The following is a 25,365-nucleotide window of genomic DNA, read 5'->3' on the forward strand; positions in this document are numbered from 1 at the left end:
GCAGGGGGGTCAACCCCTTTTTTTACGAATCTCCCTGTCAGACTGGATTCATGTCCTGCGCAGGGTTATATGCGCGCCATGCAGCTGAGACTCGATACCGGATTGCCCTTCATGAAGATGCACGGGCTGGGAAATGACTTCGTCATTCTCGACGCACGTGCGGCGTCGGTGGAGATGACGCCCGCCCTGGCGCGGGGAATCGGGCATCGTCAGATGGGTGTGGGTTTCGACCAGCTTGCCGTCATTCAGCAAGGTGAAGAAGACGCGCATCTGGTGTTTTACAATGCAGATGGGTCGACGTCTGCGGCTTGCGGGAATGCCACCCGCTGCATTGCCCGGTTTCTGATGGAGGAGACCGGAAAATCCAACCTGACCCTGACAACAGAACGCGGCACGCTTGTTGCGCGGGATGTGGGCGACGGGCTGACTGCAGTGAACATGGGGCCTCCGCAGTTGGACTGGCATGAGATTCCGCTCGCAGAAGAGGTCGATACGCTGGAACTGCCGATCGAGGGCAGCCCGAGCGCCACCGGTATGGGCAACCCGCATTGTACCTTCTTTGTCGAGGATGCCGAGGCGATTCCCCTGACGGAGTTCGGCGCGCGATACGAACATCATCCCCTTTACCCCGAACGCACCAATGTACAGGTGGTGCAGGTCATCGGTCCGGATCACTTGCGTATGCGCGTGTGGGAGCGTGGCGTGGGTATCACTTTGGCTTCGGGCTCGTCCTCCTGCGCGACGGCGGTTTCGGCAGCGCGCCGGGGCCTGACCGGGCGCAAGGTTCAGATCGAACTGGACGGCGGAACAATCTGGATCAACTGGCGCGAGGATGGCGTCTGGATGACCGGGCCGACCTGCCATGTCTTCTCGGGTACGTTGACGCCCGAATTCCTAGGGTCGCTGGGATGAACCCGCCCAAATTCACCACACTGGGCTGCCGCCTGAACGCCTATGAAACCGAGGCGATGAAAGAACTGTCGCAGGAGGCAGGGCTGACAGATGCTGTTGTCGTGAACACATGTGCGGTCACGGCCGAGGCGGTGCGCAAGGCACGGCAGGAAATCCGCAAGCTTCGGCGCGAAAACCCCAATGCGCGTCTGATTGTCACCGGTTGTGCGGCCCAGACCGAGCCCGAGACATTTGCCAGTATGGACGAGGTCGACGCGGTGATCGGGAATACCGAAAAAATGCAGCCCGCGACATGGAAAAGCATGGCTGCCGACTTCATCGGCGAGACCGAATCCGTGCAGGTCGACGACATCATGTCCGTGACCGAAACCGCCGGGCACCTGATCGACGGGTTCGGCACGCGCTCGCGCGCTTATGTGCAGGTCCAGAATGGCTGTGACCATCGGTGCACTTTCTGCATCATCCCTTATGGCCGTGGCAATTCGCGTAGCGTCCCGGCGGGCGTTGTGGTCGACCAGATCAAACGGCTGGTGGAGCGGGGGTACAACGAAGTTGTCTTGACGGGTGTAGACCTGACCTCGTGGGGGGCAGACCTGCCGGCGCAGCCCAAGCTGGGTGATCTGGTGATGCGCATTCTGAAGCTGGTACCGGACCTGCCGCGCCTGCGGATAAGTTCGATTGATTCCATCGAGGTGGATGAAAACCTGATGCAAGCGATCGCGACCGAGCCGCGCCTGATGCCGCATCTGCACCTGTCGTTGCAGCATGGCGACGATCTGATCCTGAAGCGCATGAAGCGCCGCCACCTGCGCGATGATGCAATTCGCTTCACGGAAGAGGCCCGCAAACTGCGCCCCGATATGACCTTTGGCGCCGATATCATCGCGGGTTTCCCAACCGAATCCGAAGCGCATTTCGAGAACTCGCTGAAGCTGGTCAAAGATTGCGACCTGACCTGGCTGCACGTCTTCCCGTATTCCAAACGCGATGGCACTCCGGCGGCCCGAATACCGCAGCAGATCAACGGCAATGTCATCAAAGACCGCGCCGCCCGTTTACGCGCGGCAGGAGCGGTTCAGGTCTCCAAACACCTGACCGCCCAGATCGGCAGAACCCATCACATCCTGATGGAGAACCCGAACATGGGCCGGACCGAGCAGTTCACCGAAGTGACGTTTTCCACACCGCAAACCGAAGGCAAGATCGTGACCGCCACCATTAGGGGCAACACGGACACTCAACTGACAGCCTGATCCGCTTTTCATCTGGCCAGAAATATCCCGGGGTTGAATTGGCCGCAGGCCAAGAAGGGGCTGGCCCCTTCACTCCGATCACAACAAAAAACCCCCACTGCCAATGGCGCGGGGGTTTCTTCGTTCTTTGCGGGTCAGTGCTTAGTGCAGCTTCTTGCCTTTGTGGGGTGCCCAAAGGCGCTTGTTGACCAGATACAGCAGAACCGACAGCACCGACAGGAACAGAACGCCAACGAAACCGGCATTCTTGCGATCCATCATCTTCGGTTCGGCGGTCCACATCAGGAAGGCGGCGATGTCCTCGGACATGGCTTCGACGGTGGCAGGGTGGCCATCGGCGAATTCCACCTGATCTTCGGCCAGCGGCGGTGCCATCGAAATCCAGCCACCCGGGAAGGCGGTGTTTTCGTACAGAACCGCACCTGCCTCTTCCTTTTCCTTACCGGTATAGCCATCCAGCAGCGAGGCGATGTATTCCGCACCACCCATGCCTTTGAACAGCTGGTTGATGCCCAACCCGTAAGGGCCGTGGAAGCCGGCACGGGCCTTGGCCATCAGGCTCAGGTCCGGTGCGCCAACGCCGTCATTGGCCGGGAAGTGGTCCGTCGGGATTGCCGGACGGAAATCATCCAGCTCGGGATCGAACACTTCAAAGTTGCCAGCCGCATAGGCGATGACTGCTTCTTCCGAATATCCCAGCGCCTCAAGGTCGCGCAGGGGTACGTATCTCAGGCCGTGGCAGGCCGCACAGACTTCAGTGTAGACCTGAAGACCACGCTGCAGCTGGTTTTGATCCCAGGTGCCAAAGGGGCCTTCGAACGAGAAGTCGAAGTCTTCGATGTGCTGCTCGCCGCCGCCTGCCGCGAAGGACGCAGCAGGGGTAAGGGCGATGGCAAACGCGGCACCGATTGCAAGTTTCTTGAACATGTTTCCGGTCCCTCTTCTTACTCGGCCGGCGTGGCGTCGGCGTCTGCCTTGCCATAATGCGCGTTGAAGTCTTCTTCGATGGTTTCCGGCTGCGCCTCGGGTTTTTCGATAACACCCAGGATCGGCAGGATCACGAAGAAATAGGCGAACCAGTAGGCGGACGCGATCAGCGAGAAGGTTGCGTAAGGCTCTTCCGCGGGCATCGCACCCAGCCACATCAGGGCGAAGAAGTCGATGATCAGCAGGTAGAACCACCATTTGAACATCGGGCGGTACTTGCCCGAACGCACGGTCGACGTGTCCAGCCAGGGTGCCAGAGCCATTGCCAGGATCGCACCGAACATCGCAATCACACCAAAGAACTTGGCGTCGACGATACCGCCTGTGATGAAGCTGGCGAACTGAACAACCCAGACCTCACCGGTGAACGCCCGCAGGATCGCGTAGAACGGCAGGAAGTACCATTCGGGAACGATGTGCGCAGGCGTAACCAGCGGGTTGGCTTCGATGTAGTTGTCCGGGTGGCCCAGGTAGTTCGGCATGAAACCGACAATCGCCCAGAAGATTACCAGGATCACGGCCAGCGCAAACAGGTCCTTGATCACGAAGTAGGGCCAGAACGGCAGCGTGTCTTTCTCTGCCTCGGCCTTCGAGCCACGACGCACCTCAACACCCGTGGGGTTGTTGTTTCCGGTGGTGTGGAAGGCCCAGATGTGCACGATGACCAGCGCCGCGATGATGAATGGCAGCAGGTAGTGCAGCGAGAAGAAGCGGTTCAGCGTGGCGTTGTCTACGGCGGGTCCGCCCAGCAGCCAGGTCTGGATCGCATCGCCAATGAACGGGATCGCGCCAAACAGGCCGGTGATCACGGTCGCACCCCAGAAGGACATCTGACCCCAGGGCAGAACGTAGCCCATGAAGGCAGTGCCCATCATCATCAGGTAGATCAGCATACCGATGATCCACGTGATCTCACGCGGGGCTTTGTACGAGCCATAAAACAGGCCGCGGAACATGTGAATATAGACCGCGACAAAGAAAAGCGACGCGCCGTTCATGTGCAGATAGCGGATAAAGTAGCCGCCATTCACGTTGCGCATGATGTGTTCGACGCTGGCAAAGGCCAGATCGACATGCGGAGTATAGTGCATCACCAGGATGATGCCGGTGACGATTTGCAGCGCCAGGCAGAACGCCAGAACGATGCCCCAGATCCACCACCAGTTCAGGTTCTTGGGGGTCGGGATCATGAGGGTGTCATACAGCAGGCCGACGATGGGAAGGCGGCTGTTCAGCCACTTTTCGCCGTTTGTCTTCGGCTCGTAATGATCGTGGGGAATTCCGGACATCTGGGTCTCCCTTAGCCGAGTCTGATGGTGGAGTTATCCGTCCACTCCGCAGGCGGAACGGGCAGGTTTTCAGGCGCAGGGCCTTTGCGGATACGACCGGCAAGGTCATAGTGCGAACCGTGGCAGGGGCAGAACCAGCCGCCAAAATCGCCGGCATCACCCAAAGGTACGCAACCCAGATGGGTGCAGACGCCCATCTGAACGATCCATGCGCCCGGTGCTTCGCCTTCGGGCGAAGGCATGACGCGGTTGGCGTCGGTTGCCGGCGCATCAGCGTTCAGGTTGAAGTTGCGGGCCAGCGGATCCGGCAGAGCGTCAACGCCTTCGGCGTCCTGCTCCTGCGCTTCCTGGATCTCGGCACCGGTGCGGTGACGGATGAACACGGGCTTGCCCAGCCACTTGACTGTCAGCTGCGTACCCGGCTCAACCCCGCTGACATCCACGCGGATCGAGGACAGCGCCTGAACGTCTGCCGATGGGTTCATTTGGTTGACCAGGGGCCAGACGGCCGCCCCCGTTGCAACGACACCTGCGCCGCCAGCGACGTAGTAGAGGAAATCTCTGCGGGTGCCTTCGTGGTCTTCTGCGTGGGACACGAGGTTTTCTCCGATTCCGACGCCCGGGTGGACCGGGCAAACATGCATCAGCACCGCATCAAATACGGCGTCTCATCGCGGCTATCTATCCGGGAGAAAACGGTTCGTCCAGCGGTCATAGGCGCGCACTACGCCGCATCTGGGCATTCATGTCACAACGAAGGGGCATTTTTTCAAGATAGCGGTGGGGTTAAGCGGGGAAATTTGCCGATCACCGCAGATCGGGCGCAACGTGATTCGGGGTCACATATCGAAACGGGGAACCTGTCCTGATGCTGACACCGGACGTGCCACAAGGTCCCCGGTCTGCATACTCCTGACCAGATTTCGCCGCACAAATTTCCACTTTAAGGGCCTCCACCGTCACGTAAATTTTGAGTTGAAAATACATATTTTTCAACCGCATAGATGTGGCTGTTTTCGATTGCACTTTTAACGGGAATCCCGGAAGGGCAGGGGAAACCTCACCCGCAACAGGACGTTCTCTATGTCAAAGCTCTTTGCAACCGTCGTGACCCTGGCGCTGGCCGCTGCATCTCAGGCCACTGCCGCCGGCGATCCGGAAAAAGGCGAAAAACTCTACAACCGCTGTTCTTCTTGCCACGCAATCATCAAAGATGGCGAGGTTTTGGTCAAAGGCGGCATAACCGGTCCGAATCTCTTTGGTGTCGTAGGTCGCGTTGCCGGAGCCGAAAATGATTATCGCTATGGCAGCGAGCGTCTGCCGATCGGCATGTTTACTGACGACATGATACGGGCGGGCGAAGAAGGGCTGGCCTGGACCGAAGAGAACATTTCTGCCTACTCCCAAGATCCGATTGGCTTTATCAGGGAGTACCTTAATGACGAAACCGCGCGTCCGAACATGAGCGTCAGGCTGAAAAAGGGCGCCGACGATATCGCGGCCTATCTGGCGACCTTCAGCGAATGACCGATCCGGCTGGTCATGTTCCCCGCATCAATGTGGCCAGCAATCCGGTCTCGCTGCCAAAACCATCCGCTTCAACGTAATCGGCCGCAGAATGCCGCATCTTGTCGGTTTTGTTCTGATTCAGCTTCCAGGTGCCCTGAATGTCGTCCACCTGCAGTCTGCACGGGACAATCATCCGCATCATGCGCTCCAACGCGTCCGAGTTCATCTTTCCGGCGGTCCAGGGCGGCTTGGGCCGCAGGCGCTCTTCGTAGAAAGCGGATTGGCGATCCAGCAAATCCCGCAATTCAGAATGTGGCAGTACCCTGATCCGGCCTGTCAGGTGCACGGCGACATAGTTCCATGTCGGCACCTGGTCCTCGGCCCCGTACCAATCGGGTGAGATGTACCCGTCCGGCCCGGACACGGCGATCCGGGCAACACGCGGCTGTTTCAGTGCGTGCACAATCGGGTTCGATCGCACCAGATGCAGGTCGGCAACGGCCCCATCTTCGCTAATTAAGAAAGGCACATGGCTGAGCAACGGCGCCTGATCCGTGGAAAGGGTCAGAACCCCGAACGCCCGTTCTCGGGCAAAGGCGATATGGCGCGCAGTGTCTTCAGCGCGGAAGGCAGGGTTCGGGTGCATGTCTATCCTCCTGCGAAATCTCTTGCAGAACCGCCCGCACCTTGGCAAGGTCCGCGCGTTCTCAGGGCGGGGCGGAATTCCCCACCGGCGGTATGCGGGTCACGACCCGCAAGCCCGCGAGCGGCCCCGGCGACCGGGGTGTCAGCAGATCTGGTGAGAGGCCAGAGCCGACGGTTACAGTCCGGATGAAAGAGAACGTGCTGGCGCGCCGCCAAACGGCGCGGCGGCTCGTGATCGCCTTGGGTGACGTGTCATGCCGGGCTGGCAGCGAAAAGTGGGAACCGGTTCTCGCGACAGCCAGTTGGCAACCAAACCGAAAGGAGATCTTGATGACACACACCCGCTATGCATTCGTCAAAGCCAACTGGCATTCGGACATCGTTGACCGGGCGCTCGACGGGTTTCTGGAACTGATCCCTGCCGATCAGGTCGATGTTTTCGACGTGCCGGGCGCGTTCGAGATGCCTCTGCTGGCCCGCGATCTGGCCCAAACCGGGCGCTACGCCGCTGTTGCCTGCGCCGCCTTTGTCGTGGATGGCGGCATCTACCGGCATGACTTCGTGGCACAGGCCGTGGTCGACGGGCTGATGCGCGCCGGAATGGACACGGGCGTTCCCGTCCTCTCGGTCTCGCTCACGCCGCACCAGTATCAGGAAACCGACCACCACAACGCCATCTATCGTGCGCATTTCGTTAAAAAAGGGCGCGAAGCCGCACAGGCCGCTCTCAAGATCACCGAATCCCGTGCAGAGATTGCGCAAGTCGCCTGAACTTCATCTTTTCAAAAATACTCAAAACGCGCTGCCCATCGGGCAGCGCCCCCCGGACCAATCAGCAAATCCGCTTGAGGCCGGGCCCCGCGACCGCTAATCACATCGCGCAAAGGAGCACGCCTCATGTCGATGAACAGCTTTGGCCATCTTTTCCGCGTCACCACCTGGGGTGAAAGCCACGGACCCGCTTTGGGTGCGACCGTCGATGGCTGCCCGCCGGGCGTCGCGATCGACGAGGGAATGATCCAGCACTGGCTGGACAAGCGCAAACCGGGGCAGAACAAGTTCACCACTCAGCGGCGTGAACCGGATCAGGTGAAAATCCTCTCGGGTGTGTTCGAAGGCCAGACCACCGGGACCCCCGTGCAGCTGATGATCGAAAACACCGATCAGCGCTCGAAAGATTACGGCGACATCATGGACAAGTTCCGCCCGGGCCACGCCGATATCACCTACTGGCAGAAATACGGCATCCGCGATTATCGCGGTGGTGGGCGCAGTTCGGCCCGCGAAACGGCCTCTCGTGTTGCGGCCGGAGGTCTGGCGCGTGAGGCGATCAAACAGATTGCCCCCAATGTTCAGATCACCGGTTACATGACGCAGATCGGACCCCACAAGATTAATCGCGACAATTTCGACTGGTCCCAGATCGAACAAAATCCGTTCTGGACCCCGGATGCGCACGCGGCCGAGGGTTGGGCGGCTTTTCTGGACGATCTGCGCAAATCCGGAAACTCGGTTGGTGCCGTGGTCGAAGTGGTCGCGCGCGGCGTTCCTGCCGGTCTTGGTGCGCCGGTTTATGCCAAATTAGACACTGATCTGGCCGCCGCGATGATGTCGATCAATGCGGTCAAGGGCGTCGAGATCGGCGAGGGTATGGCCGCGGCGGAACTGACCGGAGAGGCCAATGCAGATGAGATCTTCATGGGCCAGAACGGCCCGCAATACAGTTCGAACCACGCGGGCGGTATTCTCGGCGGTATCTCGACCGGACAGGACATTGTGGTCCGTTTCGCGGTCAAGCCGACCTCGTCCATCCTGACAACTCGCAAAACGATCACCAAATCCGGGGAAGAGACCGAAATCATCACCAAAGGCCGCCATGACCCCTGCGTCGGCATTCGCGCTGTCCCGGTAGGCGAGGCGATGATGGCTTGCGTGATCCTAGACCACCTGCTGCTGCACCGCGGCCAGATCGGAGAGAACCGTGGACGGATCGGCTGATCTGCGGACACGCCTGCGCGGCATCGTTGCGCAGCGGATGGAGACCGACCCTGCCCATGATCTGGCCCACCTAGACCGGGTCTGGGTGAATGCGCAGGCCATCGCGGATCGCGAAACGGATATGGCCGTGCTTCTGGCCGCAAGCTATCTGCATGATCTGGTGAACCTGCCAAAAGATGACCCTTGCCGGCATCTGGCCTCGCGCCGGTCCGCGACGGAATCAGAGACTGTTCTGAGGGAATTGGGCTATCGCCCGGATCAGATCCGCGCCATTCAGCACGCAATTGAATCCCACAGCTTTTCGGCCAACATCACGCCTGAAACGGATGAGGCCCGTATTCTGCGGGATGCCGACCGGCTGGATGCGTTGGGCGCGATCGGCGTAGCCCGCAACTTTTCTGTTTCCGGCGCATTGGGGCGGTCGCTTTATGATCCGGCCGACCCGTTTGCAGAACACCGGCCTCTGGATGACCTGCACTTCTCGGTCGACCATTGGAAAGTCAAGCTTCTCAGCCTGCCGAATGACATGCTGACCGAGACCGGAAAACAGATCGCGCAGCAGCGGATCGGCCGGATGATCCGTTTTCTTGAAGAATTCGCGGAAGAGATCGGCAGTACCTTGCCGCCAAGCTGGACAGACCGCTGATTCCAGCCGTTGATCTTTGCGCCGCAAAGGCGCAGGGTCGCGCCGATGGCAAAACCCTTAACATCGCATCGACCCGTACTGGCCGTGGCGCTGAAACTCAGCGCCCTTTTTCTGTTCACCTTGATGTCGGCGCTGGTCAAGGCATTGTCAGAAGATTTTCCACCGGGTGAACTGGTTTTTTTCCGGTCGCTCTTTGCCATTCCGGTCATCATCATCTGGCTGATATCGCGTGGGGAACTGGCGCAGGGCTTCGTGGTCAAAAAGCCGATGGGTCATTTCTGGCGCGGTGTTCTGGGCACGACCGCAATGGGTTTGACTTTCACCGGGCTCAGCCTGCTGCCGCTGCCCGAAGTGACTGCCATTGGCTATGCGACCCCGATTTTTACCCTGGTTCTCGCAGCGGTCATGTTGGGCGAACGTATCCGTTTGATCCGTATTGGTGCCGTCATTCTGGGCCTTTTGGGTGTTCTGATCATGTTGTGGCCGCGGCTTGGCAGCACCGAACTGGAACTGGCGGCCACAATTGGTGCGCTTTGCGTGCTGGGCGCGACAATCGCGCGGGCCTTTGTGCAGATTCACATCCGGCAATTGGTTCAGGTGGACCATCCGGCAGCGATTGTTTTCTACTTTTCGGTTACGGCGACCGCCCTGTCCGGGCTGACGGTATTCTGGGGCTGGGCCGTGCCGACATGGGAGCAGCTGGCGATACTGATTGCGATGGGACTGACCGGGGGGGTCGCGCAAATCCTGGTGACGTCCTCGTACCGGTTTGGACAGGCCTCGATGCTGGCCCCATATGACTATACCACCATGTTGTTTGCCATCGGTATCGGCTATGTCTGGTTCGATGAGCTGCCAACGCTGGCCATTTTGCTTGGGGCTGTTCTGGTCATCGCCGGCAATGCGGTGGTGATCTGGCGCGAGCATCAGCTGGGGCTGGAGCGCGGCAAGGCCAGATCTGTCACGGACCCCAAAGCGTGACTTTACCTTTCGCCATCTTTCCCTAGTTTGGGCGCGACAAACAACGAGGTTTCCCGATGAGTGACGCACAGGATCACAAGGAAAAGATGCAAAAGGTGCAGGCTGAGCACCGTAAGAAGGTTTCCGAGGCGGTCGATCCCGAACGCGGCCTGGTTCTGATCAACACAGGCAAGGGCAAAGGCAAATCCTCGGCCGCATTTGGTGTCGTGATCAGGGCGCTGGGCTGGGGTCAGCAGGTTGCCGTTGTACAGTTCATCAAGGGCAAATGGAAAACCGGTGAACGGCGCTTTTTCGAAGAGCGCGATCTGGTGACGTGGCACACCATGGGCGAAGGTTTTACATGGGATACACAGGATAAGGAACGCGATATCGCCGCCGCAAACGCCGCTTTCGACAAAGCGTGCAAGCTGATGAGCAGCGGAGATTATGATCTTGTCGTGCTGGACGAGATCAACATCGCATTGCGCTACGAGTACCTTTCGGTCGAACAGGTGATCGACGGGCTGAAGAACCGGTCAGAGCGTACCAGCGTCTTTCTGACAGGTCGCGACGCGCCTCAAGCGCTGCGGGACTATGCCGATCTGGTCACCGAAATGAACGTGGAAAAACACCCGTTTCAGGCCGGTATCAAAGCCCAGCGCGGCGTCGATTTCTGATACGGGGTCGGTTTGGTCAATCATTCACCGGGCCGCTTCGTGCGGCTCGGGCTTCAAACACACGGCGCACTGACTCGCGTAGACGGGCTGACTCTTCTTCGGAAACTCGGGTGTCTGTATCTTTACTGATTGGCCCGTTCTGATCGAGATAGGCGGCATAATCTTCATTGCAGCCACACCCGCAGGAGGTCGCGGCCTCGTGTTTGGACATGAGTTCATCAAACGGGCGACACATCCCAAACCTCTCATAGTCGTTTTCGGGGCGGTGGCGTGCCGTCACCTTGTGCTGCGCTAAGCTCGCAGACCGCCCCGAAACCTGATGCCGAAACAGATGCATCCGGCGCTTCTTAAGAATCTGACTGTTTTAGTCGGAATACTCAAGTCTGAATTTGCACTCAGGCGGTGACGCCTTGCTCGGGCGCGCTGAGTGAAATGACAACAACCACGGCCGCACCGTTCAGCCAGTAAAAGACCGCGTCCAGCCCGGTGAAACCAAAAAGGCTGGGTGCCAGCAGAAAGGTGATCCCGACAATCAGGTCCACCGTGAGATGGAGCTTGTAGGGCAGGACCCGCCAGATCCCAAGGTGATGATCGGTCAGAACGGTCAGAACAAATGCGGCGACGCCCGTTGTGACGGACAGCCACAAGGCGATCGGGTTTGATTGACCCAATCCCAGAACAAAAGGCAGGATCATAAGGGCCAGGGCGACCGGGTAATCAAGATAGGCGTGCACGGTGCGCGTTACGAAACGAAGAGACATGATGTTTCCTTTCCTTGCTTGGAGTAGCCCCAAGATAAGGGTGCAGTTCAGGACGTATTAGCTCTTGGCGTTCGCAGCTCTTTGCAGATCGTTCAGCAGATCGAGGTATTAGTTCATCGCCCGATAGGCCGCGGGAGATAGGCCGATCTGTTTTTTGAAAACGCGGGAAAACGCAGCCTCCGAGGCATAACCCACTTCGGCGGCGGCATCAGCGACGTTCCAGCGGCTTTCGGTCAGGCCATGGCAGGCAATCTGCATGCGCCAGTTGGTCAGATACTGCATGGGTGTCGTTCCCATCTTCTCGGCAAACAACTGTGCGAATGCCGTGCGCGACATTCCTGCCTCGCGGGCCAGTGTCTCCACGCTCCACTCCTGTGCGGGGGCGCGGTGAAACGCGGTAAGCGCGCGCGAAACCCGCTGGTCGGCAAATCCCGCCAGAGCGGCGTTACTGGGGCTTTGGTGTTCCAGATAGGCACGGATTGCCTGTGCAAACAGGACCTCGGACAGTTTCAGCGCGATCAGGTCGCCCCCGATCCGGGCCCCGCTCACTTCTGACCCGATCATGCGCAGGGTAGCCTCGATCCAGGCGCCCGCCTCTTCGCCGTAATTTTCGATCAGAATATAGGGCGGCAGCCGATCAATCAGCATATGTCCTGTTCCGCGTCGCCCCGGTGGCGCGGTGAAAGAGAAATGCCCGCAGATCAGCTGCGTGTCGCGATCCTTGTCCTCGCCCCCATAGACCAGAACACCGTCACCCTGATAGCCGGACTGCTGCAGCACCTGCTCCAGTGGCAGCGCATCGAATGGTCTGACCTCGTTGCACAACAACGCATGGGCCGCCCCATGCGGAACAAGGATCAGATCCCCTTGTTTGAGGCGCAATGTGTCTCCGGTTGAAGACACATGAACCTTCAATTCCCCGCGTTGCACGAAATGGAACCGAGCCACGTTTTCAAAGGCCGGAACCTGAATTCCAAAGGGGGGCGTAAAGGATGTGCGGAAATAGAACGTCCCGCGCAGGGACAGGCGTGTGAGGATATCGCTGAGCAGGTCCAACATGACAGCACTGTACACATCCTTGCGCAATCGTCCATCCGGCTGAACGTTCAGCAAGGAAATCCGGACAACCTGCATAGAAAAACTCCCGCCAAAAGCGAGGGTTTCAATGGTTCTCGGGCTCGGGATTAGGCGCGGACGAGGGCTTCGTAGTCTGCCGCGATTTCACGGGTAAGATCGCCAACTTCGAACGTATAGTTGCCGATCTGCCCAACCGGGGTGACCTCAGCAGCGGTGCCGGTCAGCCAGCATTGCTCGAAATCGGCCATCTCTTCCGGTTTGATCCGGCGCTCGTGCACGGTAATGCCTTTGTCCTTCAGCATCTGAATGACCGTTTGGCGGGTGATGCCGTTCAGGAAGCAGTCGGCCAACGGAGTGTGGACCTCGCCATCCTTGACGAAGAACACGTTGGCGCCGGTTGCCTCGGCCACAAACCCACGCCAATCCATGAACAGGGCGTCCGAGCAGCCTTTGGCTTCGGCTTTGTGTTTCGAGATCGTGCAGATCATGTAGAGGCCCGCCGCCTTGGCGTGAACCGGTATGGTTTCCGGGCTGGGCCGCTTCCATTCGGCGATGTCCAGCTTGGCGCCCTGCATCTTGGCGTCACCATAATATGCGCCCCAGGGCCAGACCGCGACAGCCATCCGCACCGGGTTTCTGGCCGAAGCCACACCCATATCGTCACCCGAACCGCGCCAGACCAGTGCGCGTACATAGGCATCCTGAAGACCGCTGGCTTTCAGCGCCTCTTCCTTGGCGGCTTCGATTTGATCGACGTCATAAGGCATGGGCATATCCAGCGCCTCGGCCGAGGCGATCAGACGTTTCGAATGCTCGCGACTTTTGAAAATTTTGCCGTTATACGCCCGTTCGCCTTCGAATACGGACGAGGCATAATGCATTGCGTGGGTCAGAATATGCACATTGGCCTCGCGCCAGGGTACAAGTTTGCCATCCAACCAGATGACACCGTCACGATCGTCATATCCCGCCATGCGAACCTCCTGAGCCGGTAATTGTTTCCGATTGTTGCGCAAGTTTTGCCTGAAATGGACATGAAATTGCGCAAAAACTGGGAATCGATTCCTGTGTGCACTTGGAATGTCAATATCACTGACATAAAGTCAACCCGAGTAACGAATGAGGCGCAATATGTCCGACACCCGCCCGACTCAGGTCTTTGGTGGAGAAAGCCTGCTGTTTCTGACTGACGAGCAGTTGCGGCAGGGGATCGAGGCGATGTTCTTTGCGTATCGCGGCTTTACCGCCGATCCGGATCGCATTCTGGCGCAGATGGCCTATGGCCGTGCGCATCACAGGGCCATCCATTTCATCAACCGCGCGCCGGGGACAACGGTCAATAATCTGCTGGCCATTCTGGGGGTGACAAAACAGTCTCTGAACAGGGTCTTACGCACTTTGATCGAAGACGGTTTGGTGGAAAGCCGGGTCGGAACAGTGGACAAACGGGAACGACACCTATTTCTGACAGAGAATGGCAGGGCACTGGAGGCGACGCTGTCCGAGGCGCAGCGCGTTCGGATGCGCGCGGCTTACAAGGAAGCCGGACCCGAGGCGGTCTCGGGCTTTCGCAAAGTGCTTGAAGCGATGATGGATGCTGATATGCGTCATGCATATACGAAATTGCGGGATACGACTTCATGAGCGAAATGGACGCCCATCTGCTGATCGTCGATGATGACGAGCGCATTCGTGATCTCCTCAAGAAATTCCTGATGCGTAACGGATTTCTGGTCACGGCGGCCCGGGATGCGGCGCACGCCCGGCGGGTGCTGTCCGGACTGGACTTTGACCTGATCGTTCTGGATGTGATGATGCCCGGCGAGGACGGCGTCAGCCTGACGCGGTCCCTGCGCGAAACTCATGCGACACCAATCCTGCTGTTGACGGCAAAGGGTGAGACCGAGCATCGGATTTCCGGGCTGGAAGCGGGCGCGGACGACTACCTGTCCAAACCCTTTGAGCCCAAGGAACTGCTGCTGCGGATCAATGCGATCCTGAGACGGATGCCAGACACGCCTGCACAGGACAGCGCAGCCAAGATTTTGCAACTTGGACCCATTCGGTACGATATTGAGCGCGGAGAGATGTGGCAGGGCGAGAACCCGGTACGGCTGACGGCGACGGAAAGCCAGTTGATGAAGATTTTTTCGGCCCAGCCGGGTGAACCGATCAGCCGCGCCAAACTTGTCGAGGATTTGGGCCGGGACAAAGGCCAGGCACAGGAGCGGGCGGTGGATGTGCAGATCACCCGCCTGCGCCGCAAGATCGAACAGGACCCGAAGCAACCGCGCTATCTTCAGACAGTGCGCGGGGCCGGGTACATGCTGGCGCCGGACTGAGAGGTGCCGCTGCGCGGCGACTTGAAGCCTTCGGCGAGGATATTTTTAGCCAGATGAAGAAGGGATCCCCATGAAAACAGCCCTTTTGACCCACGCGGATTGCCTTGGGCATGTAACACCCGACGGGCACCCCGAACGTGTCGCACGGCTGGAGCATATTCTGCATGCGCTTGAACCCCTGGACCTGAATCGGGTGACCGCCCCCTTGGCGGCGGATGACGATCTTTTGCGCATACACCCGCAAAGCTACATCAGCGACCTGCGCAAAATGCGCCCCGTCGACGGGTTTGCCCAGATTGACGGGGACACGTTTCTGTCTCCGGGTTCGATCGACGCTGCCTATCGCGCCGCCGGTGCGGTTGTTCGGGCCGTGGACATGGTTTTGGAGGGAGACGCCGGCAATGCCTTCTGCGCCATCCGACCTCCCGGGCATCATGCCGAAACTGACACGGCCATGGGGTTCTGCCTGTTCGGCAACGCTGCGCTGGCGGCCAAACATGCGCTGGACCATCATGGTCTTGGCCGGGTGGCGGTGGTGGATTTTGATGTACATCACGGCAACGGTACGCAGGATTTGCTTTGGGACGAGCGGCGCGCGTTGCTGATCACCAGCCAACAGATGCCATTGTGGCCCGGATCGGGTCGTCCGGATGAGACCGGCGCCTTCGAGACAATCCTGAATATTCCGCTGGCGCCCGGTACGGGTGGCCCTGAAATGCGCAGGGCCTACGAAACGCAGGCCTTTCCGCGTTTGCGTGCATTCAAGCCGGAACTGATCATTATCTCGGCCGGGTTCGACGCGCATCAGAACGATCCCCTGGCCAATCTCAATTGGTCGACCGGCGACTTCGCCTGGATCACGGCCGAACTGTGCAGGATCGCCGATGAGGTTTGCGGCGGCCGCATCGTCTCGACTCTGGAAGGCGGATATGATCTGAACGCACTGGCCGAGGCGACACGCGCCCATGTGGAAGAACTGATGAAGGCAGCACGATGACCGATACCCCAGTTGAGCAGATGACTTTCGAACAGGCGATGAAAGAGCTTGAGGCCGTGGTCGGCCAGCTGGAGCGCGGCGACGTGGCGCTGGACCAATCCATCGCGCTGTATGAGCGTGGCGCGCAGCTGAAGAAGCGCTGCGAGGACGAGCTGAAGCGGGCCGAGGAAAAGGTGGCTGCGATCACTCTGGACGCCGACGGGCAGCCGACCGGGACGACCTCTGTCGAAGGTTTGTAGATGTTTCAGGACATTCTGGCGCAGGATGCCGCGCGGATTCAGCACCAGTTCGATCTGGTGCTGGGGGCGCTGGACGATCTGGATGTGACCCGGGCGATGGCCTATGCCACCGAGGGCGGAAAGCGCCTGCGCGGGTTCCTGGTACTGGAAAGCGCACGGTTACATGGAATTGACGCCGCGCAGGCGATCTGGCCCGCAACCGGGATCGAGGCGTTGCATGCTTATTCACTCGTCCATGACGATCTGCCCTGCATGGACGACGATGATATGCGCCGAGGTCGCCCGACAGTGCACGTGAAATGGGACGAAGGCACTGCCCTTTTGACCGGCGATTCCCTGCAGACACTGGCCTTTGAATTGTGCACCCGGCCCGAGGTTGGAACCGCCGAGGTGCGCGCGGAACTTGCCGTGACATTGGCCAAGGCGAGTGGCGCGCAGGGGATGGTTCTGGGTCAGGCAATGGATATTGCGGCGGAAACGGCGGAAACCCCGCTGACACTGGATGAAATCACGCGCCTGCAGGCGGGCAAAACCGGCGCACTGATCGAATGGTCCGCCTGTGCGGGTGCGCGCCTGGCGCAGATCGACCCAGAGCCGATGCGCCAATATGCCCGTGCCCTTGGACTTGCCTTCCAGATTGCTGATGACATCTTGGATGTAGAAGGTGACGCCGAAAAAGCCGGCAAGCGTTTGCAAAAGGATGCGGCGGCCGGAAAGGCGACCTTTGTCTCGCTGCTGGGTCTGGACGCGGCCAAGGCTCGTGCCGTGGACCTGGCAAATCAGGCCTGTGCCGCGCTGGATGGGTATGGTCCGCAGGCAGAAACCTTGAAGGACGCCGCCCGCTTCGTTATTGCCCGGGACAGCTAAGCCAGGAACGCGCCAAATGTCTGACCGCCCGAATACGCCCCTGCTGGACCTTGTGAACCGCCCTGCGGACCTCAGGCGGTTCTCGGACGCGCAGTTGCATCAGGTGGCGCAGGAGCTGCGGGCCGAGACGATTTCGGCGGTTTCCGTCACCGGCGGGCATCTGGGTGCGGGATTGGGCGTGGTCGAACTGACCACGGCGTTGCATGCGGTTTTCGAAACACCGCGCGACAAGATCATCTGGGACGTCGGCCATCAGTGCTATCCGCACAAGATTTTGACCGAACGCCGCGACCGAATCCGGACCCTGCGCCAGAAAGATGGCCTGAGCGGGTTCACCAAGCGCAGCGAAAGCCCATATGACCCCTTTGGCGCGGCGCATTCCAGTACATCGATCAGTGCGGCGCTGGGCTTTGCCGTGGCGCGCGATCTGGGCGGAGTAACACCCGAAGGTCTGGGTGACGCGATTGCCGTGATCGGCGACGGTTCGATGTCTGCGGGCATGGCCTTTGAGGCGATGAACAACGCCGGCCATCTGAAGAAACGCCTGATCGTCATTCTGAACGACAATGAGATGAGCATTGCGCCACCGGTTGGTGCGCTCTCCAACTATCTGTCGCGAATTTACGCCGAAGAACCGTTCCACGATCTGAAAGCTGCCGCCAAAGGCGCGGTCTCGCTGCTGCCGGAACCGTTCCGTGAAGGCGCAAAGCGCGCCAAGGAGATGCTGAAGGGGATGGCCGTAGGGGGCACGCTGTTCGAAGAACTGGGCTTTTCCTATGTGGGACCGATCGACGGGCATGACATGGACCAGTTGCTGCCGGTGCTGCGCACCGTCAAGGCGCGGGCAACCGGGCCGATCCTGATCCATGTGTTGACCAAGAAGGGCAAAGGTTTCGCCCCGGCCGAACAGGCCCGCGACAGGGGGCACGCGACGGCGAAATTCGACGTGGTGACGGGCGAACAAAAAAAGGCACCATCCAACGCGCCGTCCTACACTTCGGTTTTCGGCAAAACGCTTGTTGAAGAGGCTGCGCGTGACGACAAGATCGTCGCGGTCACAGCCGCAATGCCGGATGGTACGGGCCTGAACCTGTTTGCCGAACGCTACCCATCGCGCTGTTTTGACGTGGCGATTGCCGAACAGCACGGGGTAACATTTGCCGCCGCACTGGCTGCAGGCGGGATGAAACCGTTCTGCGCGATGTACTCGACCTTTTTGCAGCGTGGGTATGATCAGGTTGTTCATGATGTTGCCATCCAGCGGTTGCCGGTGCGATTTGCAATCGATCGCGCCGGGCTGGTGGGCGCGGATGGCGCGACGCATGCCGGTTCGTTTGACATCGCTTATCTGGCCAATCTGCCGGGCATGGTGGTGATGGCCGCCGCTGACGAGGCGGAACTGATGCATATGGTTGCGACTGCCGCAGCCCATGACGACGGCCCCATCGCGTTCCGCTATCCGCGTGGCGAAGGTGTTGGCGTAGAACTGCCGGAACGCGGTGAAATTCTGGAAATCGGCAAGGGTCGCATGATCCGGAAGGGCGCGCGCGTGGCGTTGCTGTCATTTGGCACGCGCCTGGCCGAGGTGGAGAAGGCTGCGGAATCTTTGACAGCCAAGGGCATTTCACCCACTATTGCCGATGCCCGCTTTGCCAAACCGCTGGATCGGGACCTGATTCTGTCGCTGGCTGGGGATCACGAGGCCCTGATAACCATCGAAGAAGGTGCAGTGGGCGGGTTCGGCAGCCACGTTGCGCAACTGCTTTCGGACGAAGGGGTGTTCGACCACGGCCTCAGGTATCGCTCAATGGTTTTGCCTGACACGTTCATCGATCAGGCCAGCCCGGTGGATATGTATGCCGAGGCCGGAATGAATGCCGAGCATATCGAAGCAAAAGTACTGGATGTGCTGGGTATCGCGACAATCGGCGAAAAACGCGCCTGATTTCAGTGGGCGGTTTTTAGGCCAGATCCCGGGTTTCTTACGCTTTCTGCAAAATGGCCGCAGTCATCTGTTTGACGGCGGCCATTCTCTTTTGTCTTGCAATCAGATCTCTGATCAGATCAGGAATGCATCTTCTTCCAGAGGGTCAAAGACTTCCAGCTCATCTTCCGAATGGTGATCAAAGCTATCACCGAGCTCTGGCTGAATTTCCGAAATGTTTCGTGCGGCCAGTTCGCCATCTGTCTCGAAGAAGGGCTCCGTTTCCTCGGCGTCTTCCAGTTCCGCGACAAAGATCAGATTGTCCGTATCTTCCTCATCGACCGCCAGAAGCAGATTGGCGACAAATTGGTTTGCAACAGGTTCCAGAGCATCGGGGTGGGCCAGTTTCGGTTGTGCAAATCCGACCGTTCCGCTGCCATCGATATCCCACTGATAAAAGAGTTCGACGGCGACAACATCAGGAACCAGGGCACCGCCCGCATATTGACCTGAACCATCCAGATACCATTCTGCATAGCTGCCATCGGTGTTTTTCCATAAAAGTCTGTAACCGCCACCAGAAGCTTCGACCTGAACGGCATCCCACCCAGCCAGACTACCAGGCGCAACAATGGTGCCGTCCTGCAGCGATACAGCGATGCTGCCATTGATAAGGTAAGAGCCCTGGGTCCAGAGGGAGAGTGTTGTCGACCCGTTACTCTCAATAGGTATCGCCACATGTCCTGTGGTGCCATCACCGTTGATATCAGCCCCATAGACTATCTCAAGACTGTAGATGTTGCTGACTATCGACCCATTGAGAAATTGCCCCTGCCCGTTGGTGATCCATTCGGCGTAACTACCATCGGTGTTTTTCCATAAAAGTCTGTAACCGCCACCAGAAGCTTCGACCTGAACGGCATCCCAGCCAGCCAGACTACCAGGTGCAATTGTCGTGCCGTTCAGGGATACCGGGATACTTCCATTGATAAGGTAGGAGCCCTGGGTCCAGAGGGACAGTGTTGTCGACCCGTTACTCTCAATAGGTATCGCCACGTGTCCTGTGGTGCCATCACCGTTGATATCGGCCCCATATACGATCTCAAGACTGTAGATGTTGCTGACTATCGACCCATTGAGAAAATGCCCCTGTCCGTTGGTGATCCATTCGGCGTAACTGCCGTCTGTGTTCTGCCAAAGTACGCGATAGCCACCACCGCTGGCCTCGGCGTGAATGGCCTGCCAGCCGCCCAGCGTGTTCTGGCCGACCGCTTGTCCGTTGTAAGTCAGCGCGACATTCGACGATCCACCGTCCAGTACGTATATCCCTTGATTTGCATGCTGAAGCACCGTGCCGACCGTTTCAACGTTCACGACACCCATGGCCGCTACAACCCCGGCGCTGTCAAACGATTGCGCGCCATCCGAGAATTGAAACTGTTCCACGTCCGACGAAACAGAGAATGTTGCTCCGTTCGCGACGCTTTTGAATTGGTAGGTGCTGCCGTTCTGAATTAGCAGATAACCGCTTGTTGCGCTGACAAATCGAACGGTATCGGTACCCGCCCCTCCTGAGAACGTGCCGTTGTTGCTGGTGACGATGGCCACATCATTTCCGTCGCCGCCCTGAACGGTGTCTGTTCCGGTTCCGGAGGCGACAAAAATAGCATCGTTACCGCCGCCGCCGATAATCGTGTTGTTGCCGCCTGTACCAATCAGAACATTGTTCGCACTGTTCCCGATGAGCGTATCGTTGCCCCATCCGCCCGTGGCGTTTTCGATCACGGTGCCCTGAGCGATTGTGAAACCGCCCATAACGCCACCGACGTTGGAGACAATCCCGCCACCGGTCGCTGAGTAGTCTATCGTAGCTGCACGCAGGTCGATCAGCGCGCCTGTGCTACCGAGGTGCTGGATCGTATCGTTGCCACCTGTGTCCCAGATCGACTGATAGCCTGTCCCGCTGACGTTGGCTGATGGCAGAGTATAAACGGTGTTACCCGAATTGTGCGTTGTATTCGCACCATAAAGGGCTTGCAGGGCCGCAATATCCAACGCGCCCAACCCGGTCGATCCGCCAAACTGCGCGTATGGGGATAGATTGCCGTTCACTTGCGTCCAGCCGTCATTGTAGGACATGACGGTGTAAACGCCCTGATTCAGATTGTTTGCGCCGTAGTCATTGAAGGGCGACGTCACCCCGCTCATGACAGTTGTGGACAACCCCGTGTCATGCGGATGCCCAAGACCAAGCGCATGACCGATTTCATGTAGGATCGTCGTGAAAAAATACGCCCCGGGTGTGCCGTTACCCCCCGGCCCGGCCGCCCACCAGTTGGTGTTGAAGGCACCTTCTGACGGGCCGTAGTTGGGGTAGTAATGATATCCCAGTGTATAGGGGGAAAACCCCTGGCCAGTAAAGAAACTGCTCGGGGCGATATACTCGACAAGATCGGCGGCAAAGGCGTTGGAGGTTTCAAAGAATCGGATATTTGCGACCGATTCTATGACCGCAAGGGCCTGCTTGAACTCGTTCTTATATGCGTCTGTCCAAAACGAAGTGCCGAATTTATCGTAGAAATCCCCAAAATGATACGTAATCGTCGTGACGGTCGCCGGGTTGCCATCACCGTAAGCTCTGTCACCTTGAATTGCGCTGAGGGGAGAGGATGACGGGGGTTGCGGCGGGAACGTAAGCATCTGAGGACCTCAAAGAAAATTCGTTTCAAAGCTGAATTCAGTTTCAAATTGTCATTTTCATGGCAATTGAAGATTGCGGATTCAAAAATATCTGAACAAATCGTTAAGTCCAGAACCTCCAAACGATGTGGGATTGAATCGCACGTTCTGAACCCGGTATCCGAGAGCCCTGGAACTACCTAGTTTTCAGGAATTACCTTGTCTTTCATCGACTTGGTCAACCGCGTTGTGTCCGAAGACTGGCCTGCTTATATTATTTGTCATCCGGCGCTTTTTTTGCGCACCTGTTCAATTCTGCGACTTCAGCTTTCTGCGCGCTGTTGAACTGAAACGCGCGTCCTGTTGGCAAAAGCAACCAGTGACAGCATCACCGGAACTTCGACCAGAACCCCGACCACAGTCGCCAGAGCGGCACCGGAATTGAGGCCGAACAGGCTGATGGCGACGGCAACCGCCAGTTCGAAAAAATTCGAGGTTCCGATCATGGCGCAGGGTGCGGCGATGCGATGCGGAACTTTCAGCGCATAGGCCGCGCCATAGGCAAGCGCGAAGATACCATAGCTCTGAATCAGGATCGGAACAGCGATCAGCAAGATGACAAGCGGTTTCGAGAGGATCGTCTCTCCTTGCAGGCCGAAAAGGATGACGACCGTTGCGATCAGCCCCATGACCGACCACGGCTTGACCCGCGCTGAAAAGGCGTCAATCGCCGCTTGCGTGCCCAGTTTGCGACGGGTGATCAGCCCGGCAATCAGGGGCAGAACCACGTACAGCACGGTTGCCAGAACCAGGGTTTGCCACGGCACCGAGATGTCCGTTACGCCCAGCAGAAAGGCAACAATTGGCGCGAAAGCCACGACCATGATGAGGTCATTTACCGACACCTGAACCAGCGTATAGGTCGCATCGCCCCGGGTCAGTTGAGACCAGACGAACACCATCGCCGTGCAGGGCGCCGCGCCAAGCAGGATAAGCCCCGCTGTGTATTGGGCAGCATCCTCGGGTTCGATCCACGGGGCAAAAACGTAATCGAAGAACAGGACCGCCAGCAGCGCCATGGTAAAGGGTTTAATCAGCCAGTTGACCGTCAGGGTAACGATCAGTCCGCGGGGCTGGCGTGCCACGCCCGCCACCGCGCCGAAATCGACGCCGACCATCATCGGATAAACCATCGCCCAGATCAGTACAGCCACCACAAGGTTGACACTGGCCACCTCGGCCGAGGCAATCAGCCCGACCAGTCCAGGCGCGGCAAGGCCAATCAAAACACCTGCGACCATGGCAAGGGCGACCCAGACGGACAGGTAGCGTTCAAAAACAGTCATGAGAGGGCCTCGGACGTCTGGTCGATGAGTTTGCCGGATGTCAGAGCAGCAGCGGCGACCATCACCGCCGCCGTTCCCAGAACCAGCGGCAGGCCCCCGACCTGATAGGTGAGGCCGGACAGGACGGTGCCGATCAGGCGGCCCGTCGCGTTGGCCATGTAATAAAACCCCACATCCATCGTGACCCGCTCCGATTGGGTGAAGGCCAGGATGAGGTAGGAGTGCAATGCGGAATTGACGGCGAAGATCGCGCCGAACGCCAGCAAGCCCAGAACCAGCGTCGCGGTCAGCCATGTCTCGGGACCCGAAGACAGCAGAACCGCCAGCGTTAGAGCCGCAGGAACGCAGAACAGGGCCGCAGCCCAATTGCGTGCGGCCTGGATCAGGTCGCTCTCGCTGCGCTCTGCCGCGTGCAGGATTTTCGGCGCACTGGCCTGTACCGCCCCGTACAGGATCACCCACACAGCCATGAAGGTTCCGATCATGAAGAACGCGGCGCGGTTGCCTTCGTCAGTTCCGTCCGACAAAACGGCATAGAAATAGATCGGGATACCGACCACAAACCAGACGTCCCGCGCGCCGAAAAGAAAGACGCGTGCCAAGGACAGCCAGTTCACATTGGCGGACTTCGAGAAGACCTCGGAGAATTTTGCGCCTTTGCGTCCTTTGGGCAGGCCGGGCGGCATCAGAACGAAGACTGCGATCAGAATGATTGCAAGCACAATGGCCATGGCCAGCGTGGCCCACATAAAGCCTAGCGTCGCCAGCAACCCGGCCCCCAGCAGAAAACCCAACCCCTTCACCGCATTCTTCGATCCGGTGAGGATGGCGACCCAACGAAACAGCCCGTCGCCTTCGGCCGGGGCCAGCAGCTTCACTGCGGATTTTGAAGACATTTTGGCCAGATCCTTGGCGATCCCGCTCGCCCCCTGAACGATCATCACAAAGGCTACTTTGGCCGGAATGTCCCAGTTAGGATCTAATTGCGTCAGGGCAAGCAGCGCCGCGACCTGCAAGCAAAGCCCCGCGTAAAGCGTTGATGCCAACCCGAACCGCGCCGCGATCCAGCCGGCCGCCAGGTTCGTGCCCATCCCGGCGACTTCATACAGGACAAACAGATATGCCAGCTGCACCGGCGAGAACCCCATGGTATGAAAGTGCAGCAACACCAGCATACGCAAGGCTCCATCGGTCAGCATAAAGGCCCAATAGGCCGCCGTGACCGCGATATAGGCCGACAGTCCTTCGGGCCGCTGGGTCACAGCGCGTTTCCAACCATCATTGCGACGTCCACCAGACGGTGTGCGTAACCCATTTCATTGTCGTACCACGCGTAGACCTTCACCTGCGTCCCGTTCACCACCATGGTCGACGGCGCATCGATGATCGAAGACCGTTCGTCATTGGTGTAGTCGGTCGAAACCAGCGGCCGGGTTTCATAACCCAGAATACCTTTCAGCTCACCTTCGGCTGCAGATTTGAAGAAGGCGTTGACCTCCTCGGCGGTGGTTTCACGTTCCACTTCGAACACGCAATCGGTCAGCGAGGCGTTCAGCAGCGGCACCCGCACTGCATGGCCATTCAGCCGCCCTTTCAGTTCCGGATAGATCAGTGTGATCGCCGTGGCCGATCCGGTGGTGGTCGGTATCAGCGAGTTCAGCGCGGACCGGGCGCGGCGCAGGTCTTTGGCGGGGCGGTCTACAATGGTCTGTGTGTTGGTCACGTCATGGATTGTCGTCATAGACCCGTGGCGGATGCCGAGGTTTTCGTGAATGACCTTCACAACCGGCGCCAGACAGTTGGTGGTGCAGGAGGCCGCCGTCACGATGTGATGCGTGGCGGGGTCATAGGTGTCTTCGTTCACGCCCATGACGATATTGGCGGTGGGGCCGTCCTTGACCGGGGCCGAAACAACGACCTTCTTCACGCCCGCCTCAAAATACGGAGCCAGCTTGGCTTCGGTTTTGAATACGCCGGTGCAGTCGATCACCACATCGACACCGTCGAGTGGCAAGGCGTTCAGGTCTTTGGTTCCGATGAAGGGCAGGCGCGTCCCGTTGACCGTGACGCTGTCCGCATCATGCGCAAATGTTGCGTCCCAGCGCCCGTGCACAGTGTCGAACTCCAGCAGATGCGCATGCATCGCCGGGTCGCCAACTGCGTCATTGATCCAGGCGATCCTGGCGCCCTTGTCCAGCAAAGGCTTCAGCGCCAGTTTTCCCATCCGGCCCAGTCCGTTCACAGCATATGTCGTCAT

At 58.9% G+C, this 25,365-nt stretch carries 25 protein-coding genes and 1 riboswitch; of the genes, 14 read left to right on the plus strand and 11 right to left on the minus strand.

The window, feature by feature from the left end; translation table 11 throughout:
- Positions 1 to 69: 69 nt before the first annotated feature.
- Positions 70 to 912, plus strand: coding sequence for a diaminopimelate epimerase (gene dapF, locus ACR0MI_RS05460; RefSeq protein ID WP_170612571.1), 843 nt, complete (start codon positions 70 to 72; stop codon positions 910 to 912).
- A complete protein-coding gene (gene mtaB, locus ACR0MI_RS05465) occupies positions 909 to 2,165 on the plus strand; it encodes a tRNA (N(6)-L-threonylcarbamoyladenosine(37)-C(2))-methylthiotransferase MtaB (protein WP_170619050.1) in 1,257 nt (418 codons plus the stop codon). Before dapF ends, mtaB begins: the two co-directional genes overlap by 4 nt.
- A 141-nt stretch (positions 2,166 to 2,306) precedes the next feature.
- Here the strand turns inward: mtaB and ACR0MI_RS05470 are convergent, their stop codons facing one another.
- The 3 genes from ACR0MI_RS05470 to petA are packed head-to-tail and all read right to left on the minus strand — an operon-like array spanning position 2,307 to position 5,037.
- Positions 2,307 to 3,092: a cytochrome c1 gene (locus ACR0MI_RS05470; protein ID WP_480853848.1), complete on the minus strand. Its 786-nt coding sequence runs from the start codon at positions 3,090 to 3,092 to the stop codon at positions 2,307 to 2,309.
- Between the two features lie 17 nt (positions 3,093 to 3,109).
- On the minus strand, positions 3,110 to 4,441 hold the full coding sequence (gene petB / locus ACR0MI_RS05475) for a cytochrome b (RefSeq protein WP_170612566.1): 1,332 nt from the start codon (positions 4,439 to 4,441) through the stop codon (positions 3,110 to 3,112).
- Between the two features lie 11 nt (positions 4,442 to 4,452).
- Complete coding sequence (gene petA / locus ACR0MI_RS05480) at positions 4,453 to 5,037, minus strand: ubiquinol-cytochrome c reductase iron-sulfur subunit (protein WP_170612564.1); 585 nt, start codon at positions 5,035 to 5,037, stop codon at positions 4,453 to 4,455.
- A gap of 487 nt (positions 5,038 to 5,524) precedes the next feature.
- Here petA and ACR0MI_RS05485 point away from each other — a divergent pair, with 487 nt between their 5' ends.
- On the plus strand, positions 5,525 to 5,968 hold the full coding sequence (locus ACR0MI_RS05485; RefSeq protein WP_170816870.1) for a cytochrome c family protein: 444 nt from the start codon (positions 5,525 to 5,527) through the stop codon (positions 5,966 to 5,968).
- 13 nt (positions 5,969 to 5,981) lie between these two features.
- On the opposite strand, the gene ACR0MI_RS05490 is transcribed toward ACR0MI_RS05485, so the two are convergent.
- Positions 5,982 to 6,596, minus strand: a complete 615-nt coding sequence (locus ACR0MI_RS05490; protein ID WP_170612561.1) for an FMN-binding negative transcriptional regulator — start codon at positions 6,594 to 6,596, stop codon at positions 5,982 to 5,984.
- Between the two features lie 53 nt (positions 6,597 to 6,649).
- Positions 6,650 to 6,797: riboswitch (FMN riboswitch) on the plus strand.
- A gap of 128 nt (positions 6,798 to 6,925) precedes the next feature.
- Between ACR0MI_RS05490 and ACR0MI_RS05495 the strand changes: the two genes are divergently transcribed.
- The 5 genes from ACR0MI_RS05495 (at position 6,926) to cobO (ending at position 10,876) form a co-directional block, all read left to right on the plus strand.
- On the plus strand, positions 6,926 to 7,366 hold the full coding sequence (locus tag ACR0MI_RS05495; RefSeq protein ID WP_170612559.1) for a 6,7-dimethyl-8-ribityllumazine synthase: 441 nt from the start codon (positions 6,926 to 6,928) through the stop codon (positions 7,364 to 7,366).
- Positions 7,367 to 7,492: 126 nt separating this feature from the next.
- On the plus strand, positions 7,493 to 8,593 hold the full coding sequence (gene aroC, locus ACR0MI_RS05500) for a chorismate synthase (RefSeq protein WP_170619049.1): 1,101 nt from the start codon (positions 7,493 to 7,495) through the stop codon (positions 8,591 to 8,593).
- Positions 8,577 to 9,239 (plus strand): HD domain-containing protein, encoded by a 663-nt coding sequence (locus ACR0MI_RS05505; RefSeq protein WP_170612555.1) that lies wholly within the window; start codon positions 8,577 to 8,579, stop codon positions 9,237 to 9,239. The genes aroC and ACR0MI_RS05505 overlap by 17 nt, the downstream gene beginning before the upstream one ends.
- A gap of 45 nt (positions 9,240 to 9,284) precedes the next feature.
- Complete coding sequence (locus tag ACR0MI_RS05510) at positions 9,285 to 10,220, plus strand: DMT family transporter (RefSeq protein WP_170816871.1); 936 nt, start codon at positions 9,285 to 9,287, stop codon at positions 10,218 to 10,220.
- Between the two features lie 56 nt (positions 10,221 to 10,276).
- Positions 10,277 to 10,876: a cob(I)yrinic acid a,c-diamide adenosyltransferase gene (gene cobO / locus ACR0MI_RS05515; protein WP_170612551.1), complete on the plus strand. Its 600-nt coding sequence runs from the start codon at positions 10,277 to 10,279 to the stop codon at positions 10,874 to 10,876.
- A gap of 395 nt (positions 10,877 to 11,271) precedes the next feature.
- Here the strand turns inward: cobO and ACR0MI_RS05520 are convergent, their stop codons facing one another.
- The 3 genes from ACR0MI_RS05520 to ACR0MI_RS05530 form a co-directional block, all read right to left on the minus strand.
- Positions 11,272 to 11,637: an SPW repeat domain-containing protein gene (locus ACR0MI_RS05520; RefSeq protein ID WP_170612549.1), complete on the minus strand. Its 366-nt coding sequence runs from the start codon at positions 11,635 to 11,637 to the stop codon at positions 11,272 to 11,274.
- A 108-nt stretch (positions 11,638 to 11,745) separates the two neighbouring features.
- The gene (locus ACR0MI_RS05525; protein ID WP_170613139.1) at positions 11,746 to 12,696 is read right to left on the minus strand and encodes an AraC family transcriptional regulator; all 951 of its coding nucleotides are present in this window, start codon (positions 12,694 to 12,696) and stop codon (positions 11,746 to 11,748) included.
- Between the two features lie 125 nt (positions 12,697 to 12,821).
- Positions 12,822 to 13,688, minus strand: a complete 867-nt coding sequence (locus tag ACR0MI_RS05530) for a branched-chain amino acid aminotransferase (RefSeq protein WP_480527184.1) — start codon at positions 13,686 to 13,688, stop codon at positions 12,822 to 12,824.
- A 157-nt stretch (positions 13,689 to 13,845) separates the two neighbouring features.
- On the opposite strand from ACR0MI_RS05530, the gene ACR0MI_RS05535 reads away from it, so the two are divergent.
- The 6 genes from ACR0MI_RS05535 to dxs all read left to right on the plus strand — a co-directional run bounded on the left by ACR0MI_RS05535 (position 13,846) and on the right by dxs (position 19,104).
- Positions 13,846 to 14,358, plus strand: coding sequence for a MarR family transcriptional regulator (locus tag ACR0MI_RS05535; RefSeq protein WP_170612544.1), 513 nt, complete (start codon positions 13,846 to 13,848; stop codon positions 14,356 to 14,358).
- Positions 14,355 to 15,056 carry a response regulator gene (locus tag ACR0MI_RS05540; protein ID WP_170612542.1) on the plus strand — a complete coding sequence of 234 codons (702 nt, stop codon included), beginning with the start codon at positions 14,355 to 14,357 and terminating at the stop codon, positions 15,054 to 15,056. Before ACR0MI_RS05535 ends, ACR0MI_RS05540 begins: the two co-directional genes overlap by 4 nt.
- A 70-nt stretch (positions 15,057 to 15,126) precedes the next feature.
- Positions 15,127 to 16,053 carry a histone deacetylase family protein gene (locus ACR0MI_RS05545; RefSeq protein ID WP_170612540.1) on the plus strand — a complete coding sequence of 309 codons (927 nt, stop codon included), beginning with the start codon at positions 15,127 to 15,129 and terminating at the stop codon, positions 16,051 to 16,053.
- Positions 16,050 to 16,292, plus strand: a complete 243-nt coding sequence (locus tag ACR0MI_RS05550) for an exodeoxyribonuclease VII small subunit (protein ID WP_170612539.1) — start codon at positions 16,050 to 16,052, stop codon at positions 16,290 to 16,292. The genes ACR0MI_RS05545 and ACR0MI_RS05550 overlap by 4 nt, the downstream gene beginning before the upstream one ends.
- Entirely contained in the window at positions 16,293 to 17,159 is an 867-nt protein-coding gene (locus ACR0MI_RS05555; protein WP_170612537.1) for a polyprenyl synthetase family protein, read from the plus strand. It begins immediately after the preceding gene.
- A 16-nt stretch (positions 17,160 to 17,175) separates the two neighbouring features.
- Positions 17,176 to 19,104, plus strand: a complete 1,929-nt coding sequence (gene dxs, locus ACR0MI_RS05560; protein WP_170612535.1) for a 1-deoxy-D-xylulose-5-phosphate synthase — start codon at positions 17,176 to 17,178, stop codon at positions 19,102 to 19,104.
- 114 nt (positions 19,105 to 19,218) lie between these two features.
- On the opposite strand, the gene ACR0MI_RS05565 is transcribed toward dxs, so the two are convergent.
- From ACR0MI_RS05565 to ACR0MI_RS05580, 4 genes are all read right to left on the minus strand, one after another.
- Positions 19,219 to 21,783: a M10 family metallopeptidase C-terminal domain-containing protein gene (locus tag ACR0MI_RS05565; RefSeq protein WP_170816872.1), complete on the minus strand. Its 2,565-nt coding sequence runs from the start codon at positions 21,781 to 21,783 to the stop codon at positions 19,219 to 19,221.
- A 302-nt stretch (positions 21,784 to 22,085) separates the two neighbouring features.
- Positions 22,086 to 23,108, minus strand: coding sequence for an ACR3 family arsenite efflux transporter (gene arsB, locus ACR0MI_RS05570; RefSeq protein WP_170612531.1), 1,023 nt, complete (start codon positions 23,106 to 23,108; stop codon positions 22,086 to 22,088).
- On the minus strand, positions 23,105 to 24,370 hold the full coding sequence (gene arsJ / locus ACR0MI_RS05575; protein WP_170612529.1) for an organoarsenical effux MFS transporter ArsJ: 1,266 nt from the start codon (positions 24,368 to 24,370) through the stop codon (positions 23,105 to 23,107). Before arsJ ends, arsB begins: the two co-directional genes overlap by 4 nt.
- On the minus strand, positions 24,367 to 25,365 hold the full coding sequence (locus ACR0MI_RS05580; RefSeq protein WP_170612527.1) for an ArsJ-associated glyceraldehyde-3-phosphate dehydrogenase: 999 nt from the start codon (positions 25,363 to 25,365) through the stop codon (positions 24,367 to 24,369). Before ACR0MI_RS05580 ends, arsJ begins: the two co-directional genes overlap by 4 nt.

This window comes from Ruegeria sp. D4, from assembly GCF_056534475.1.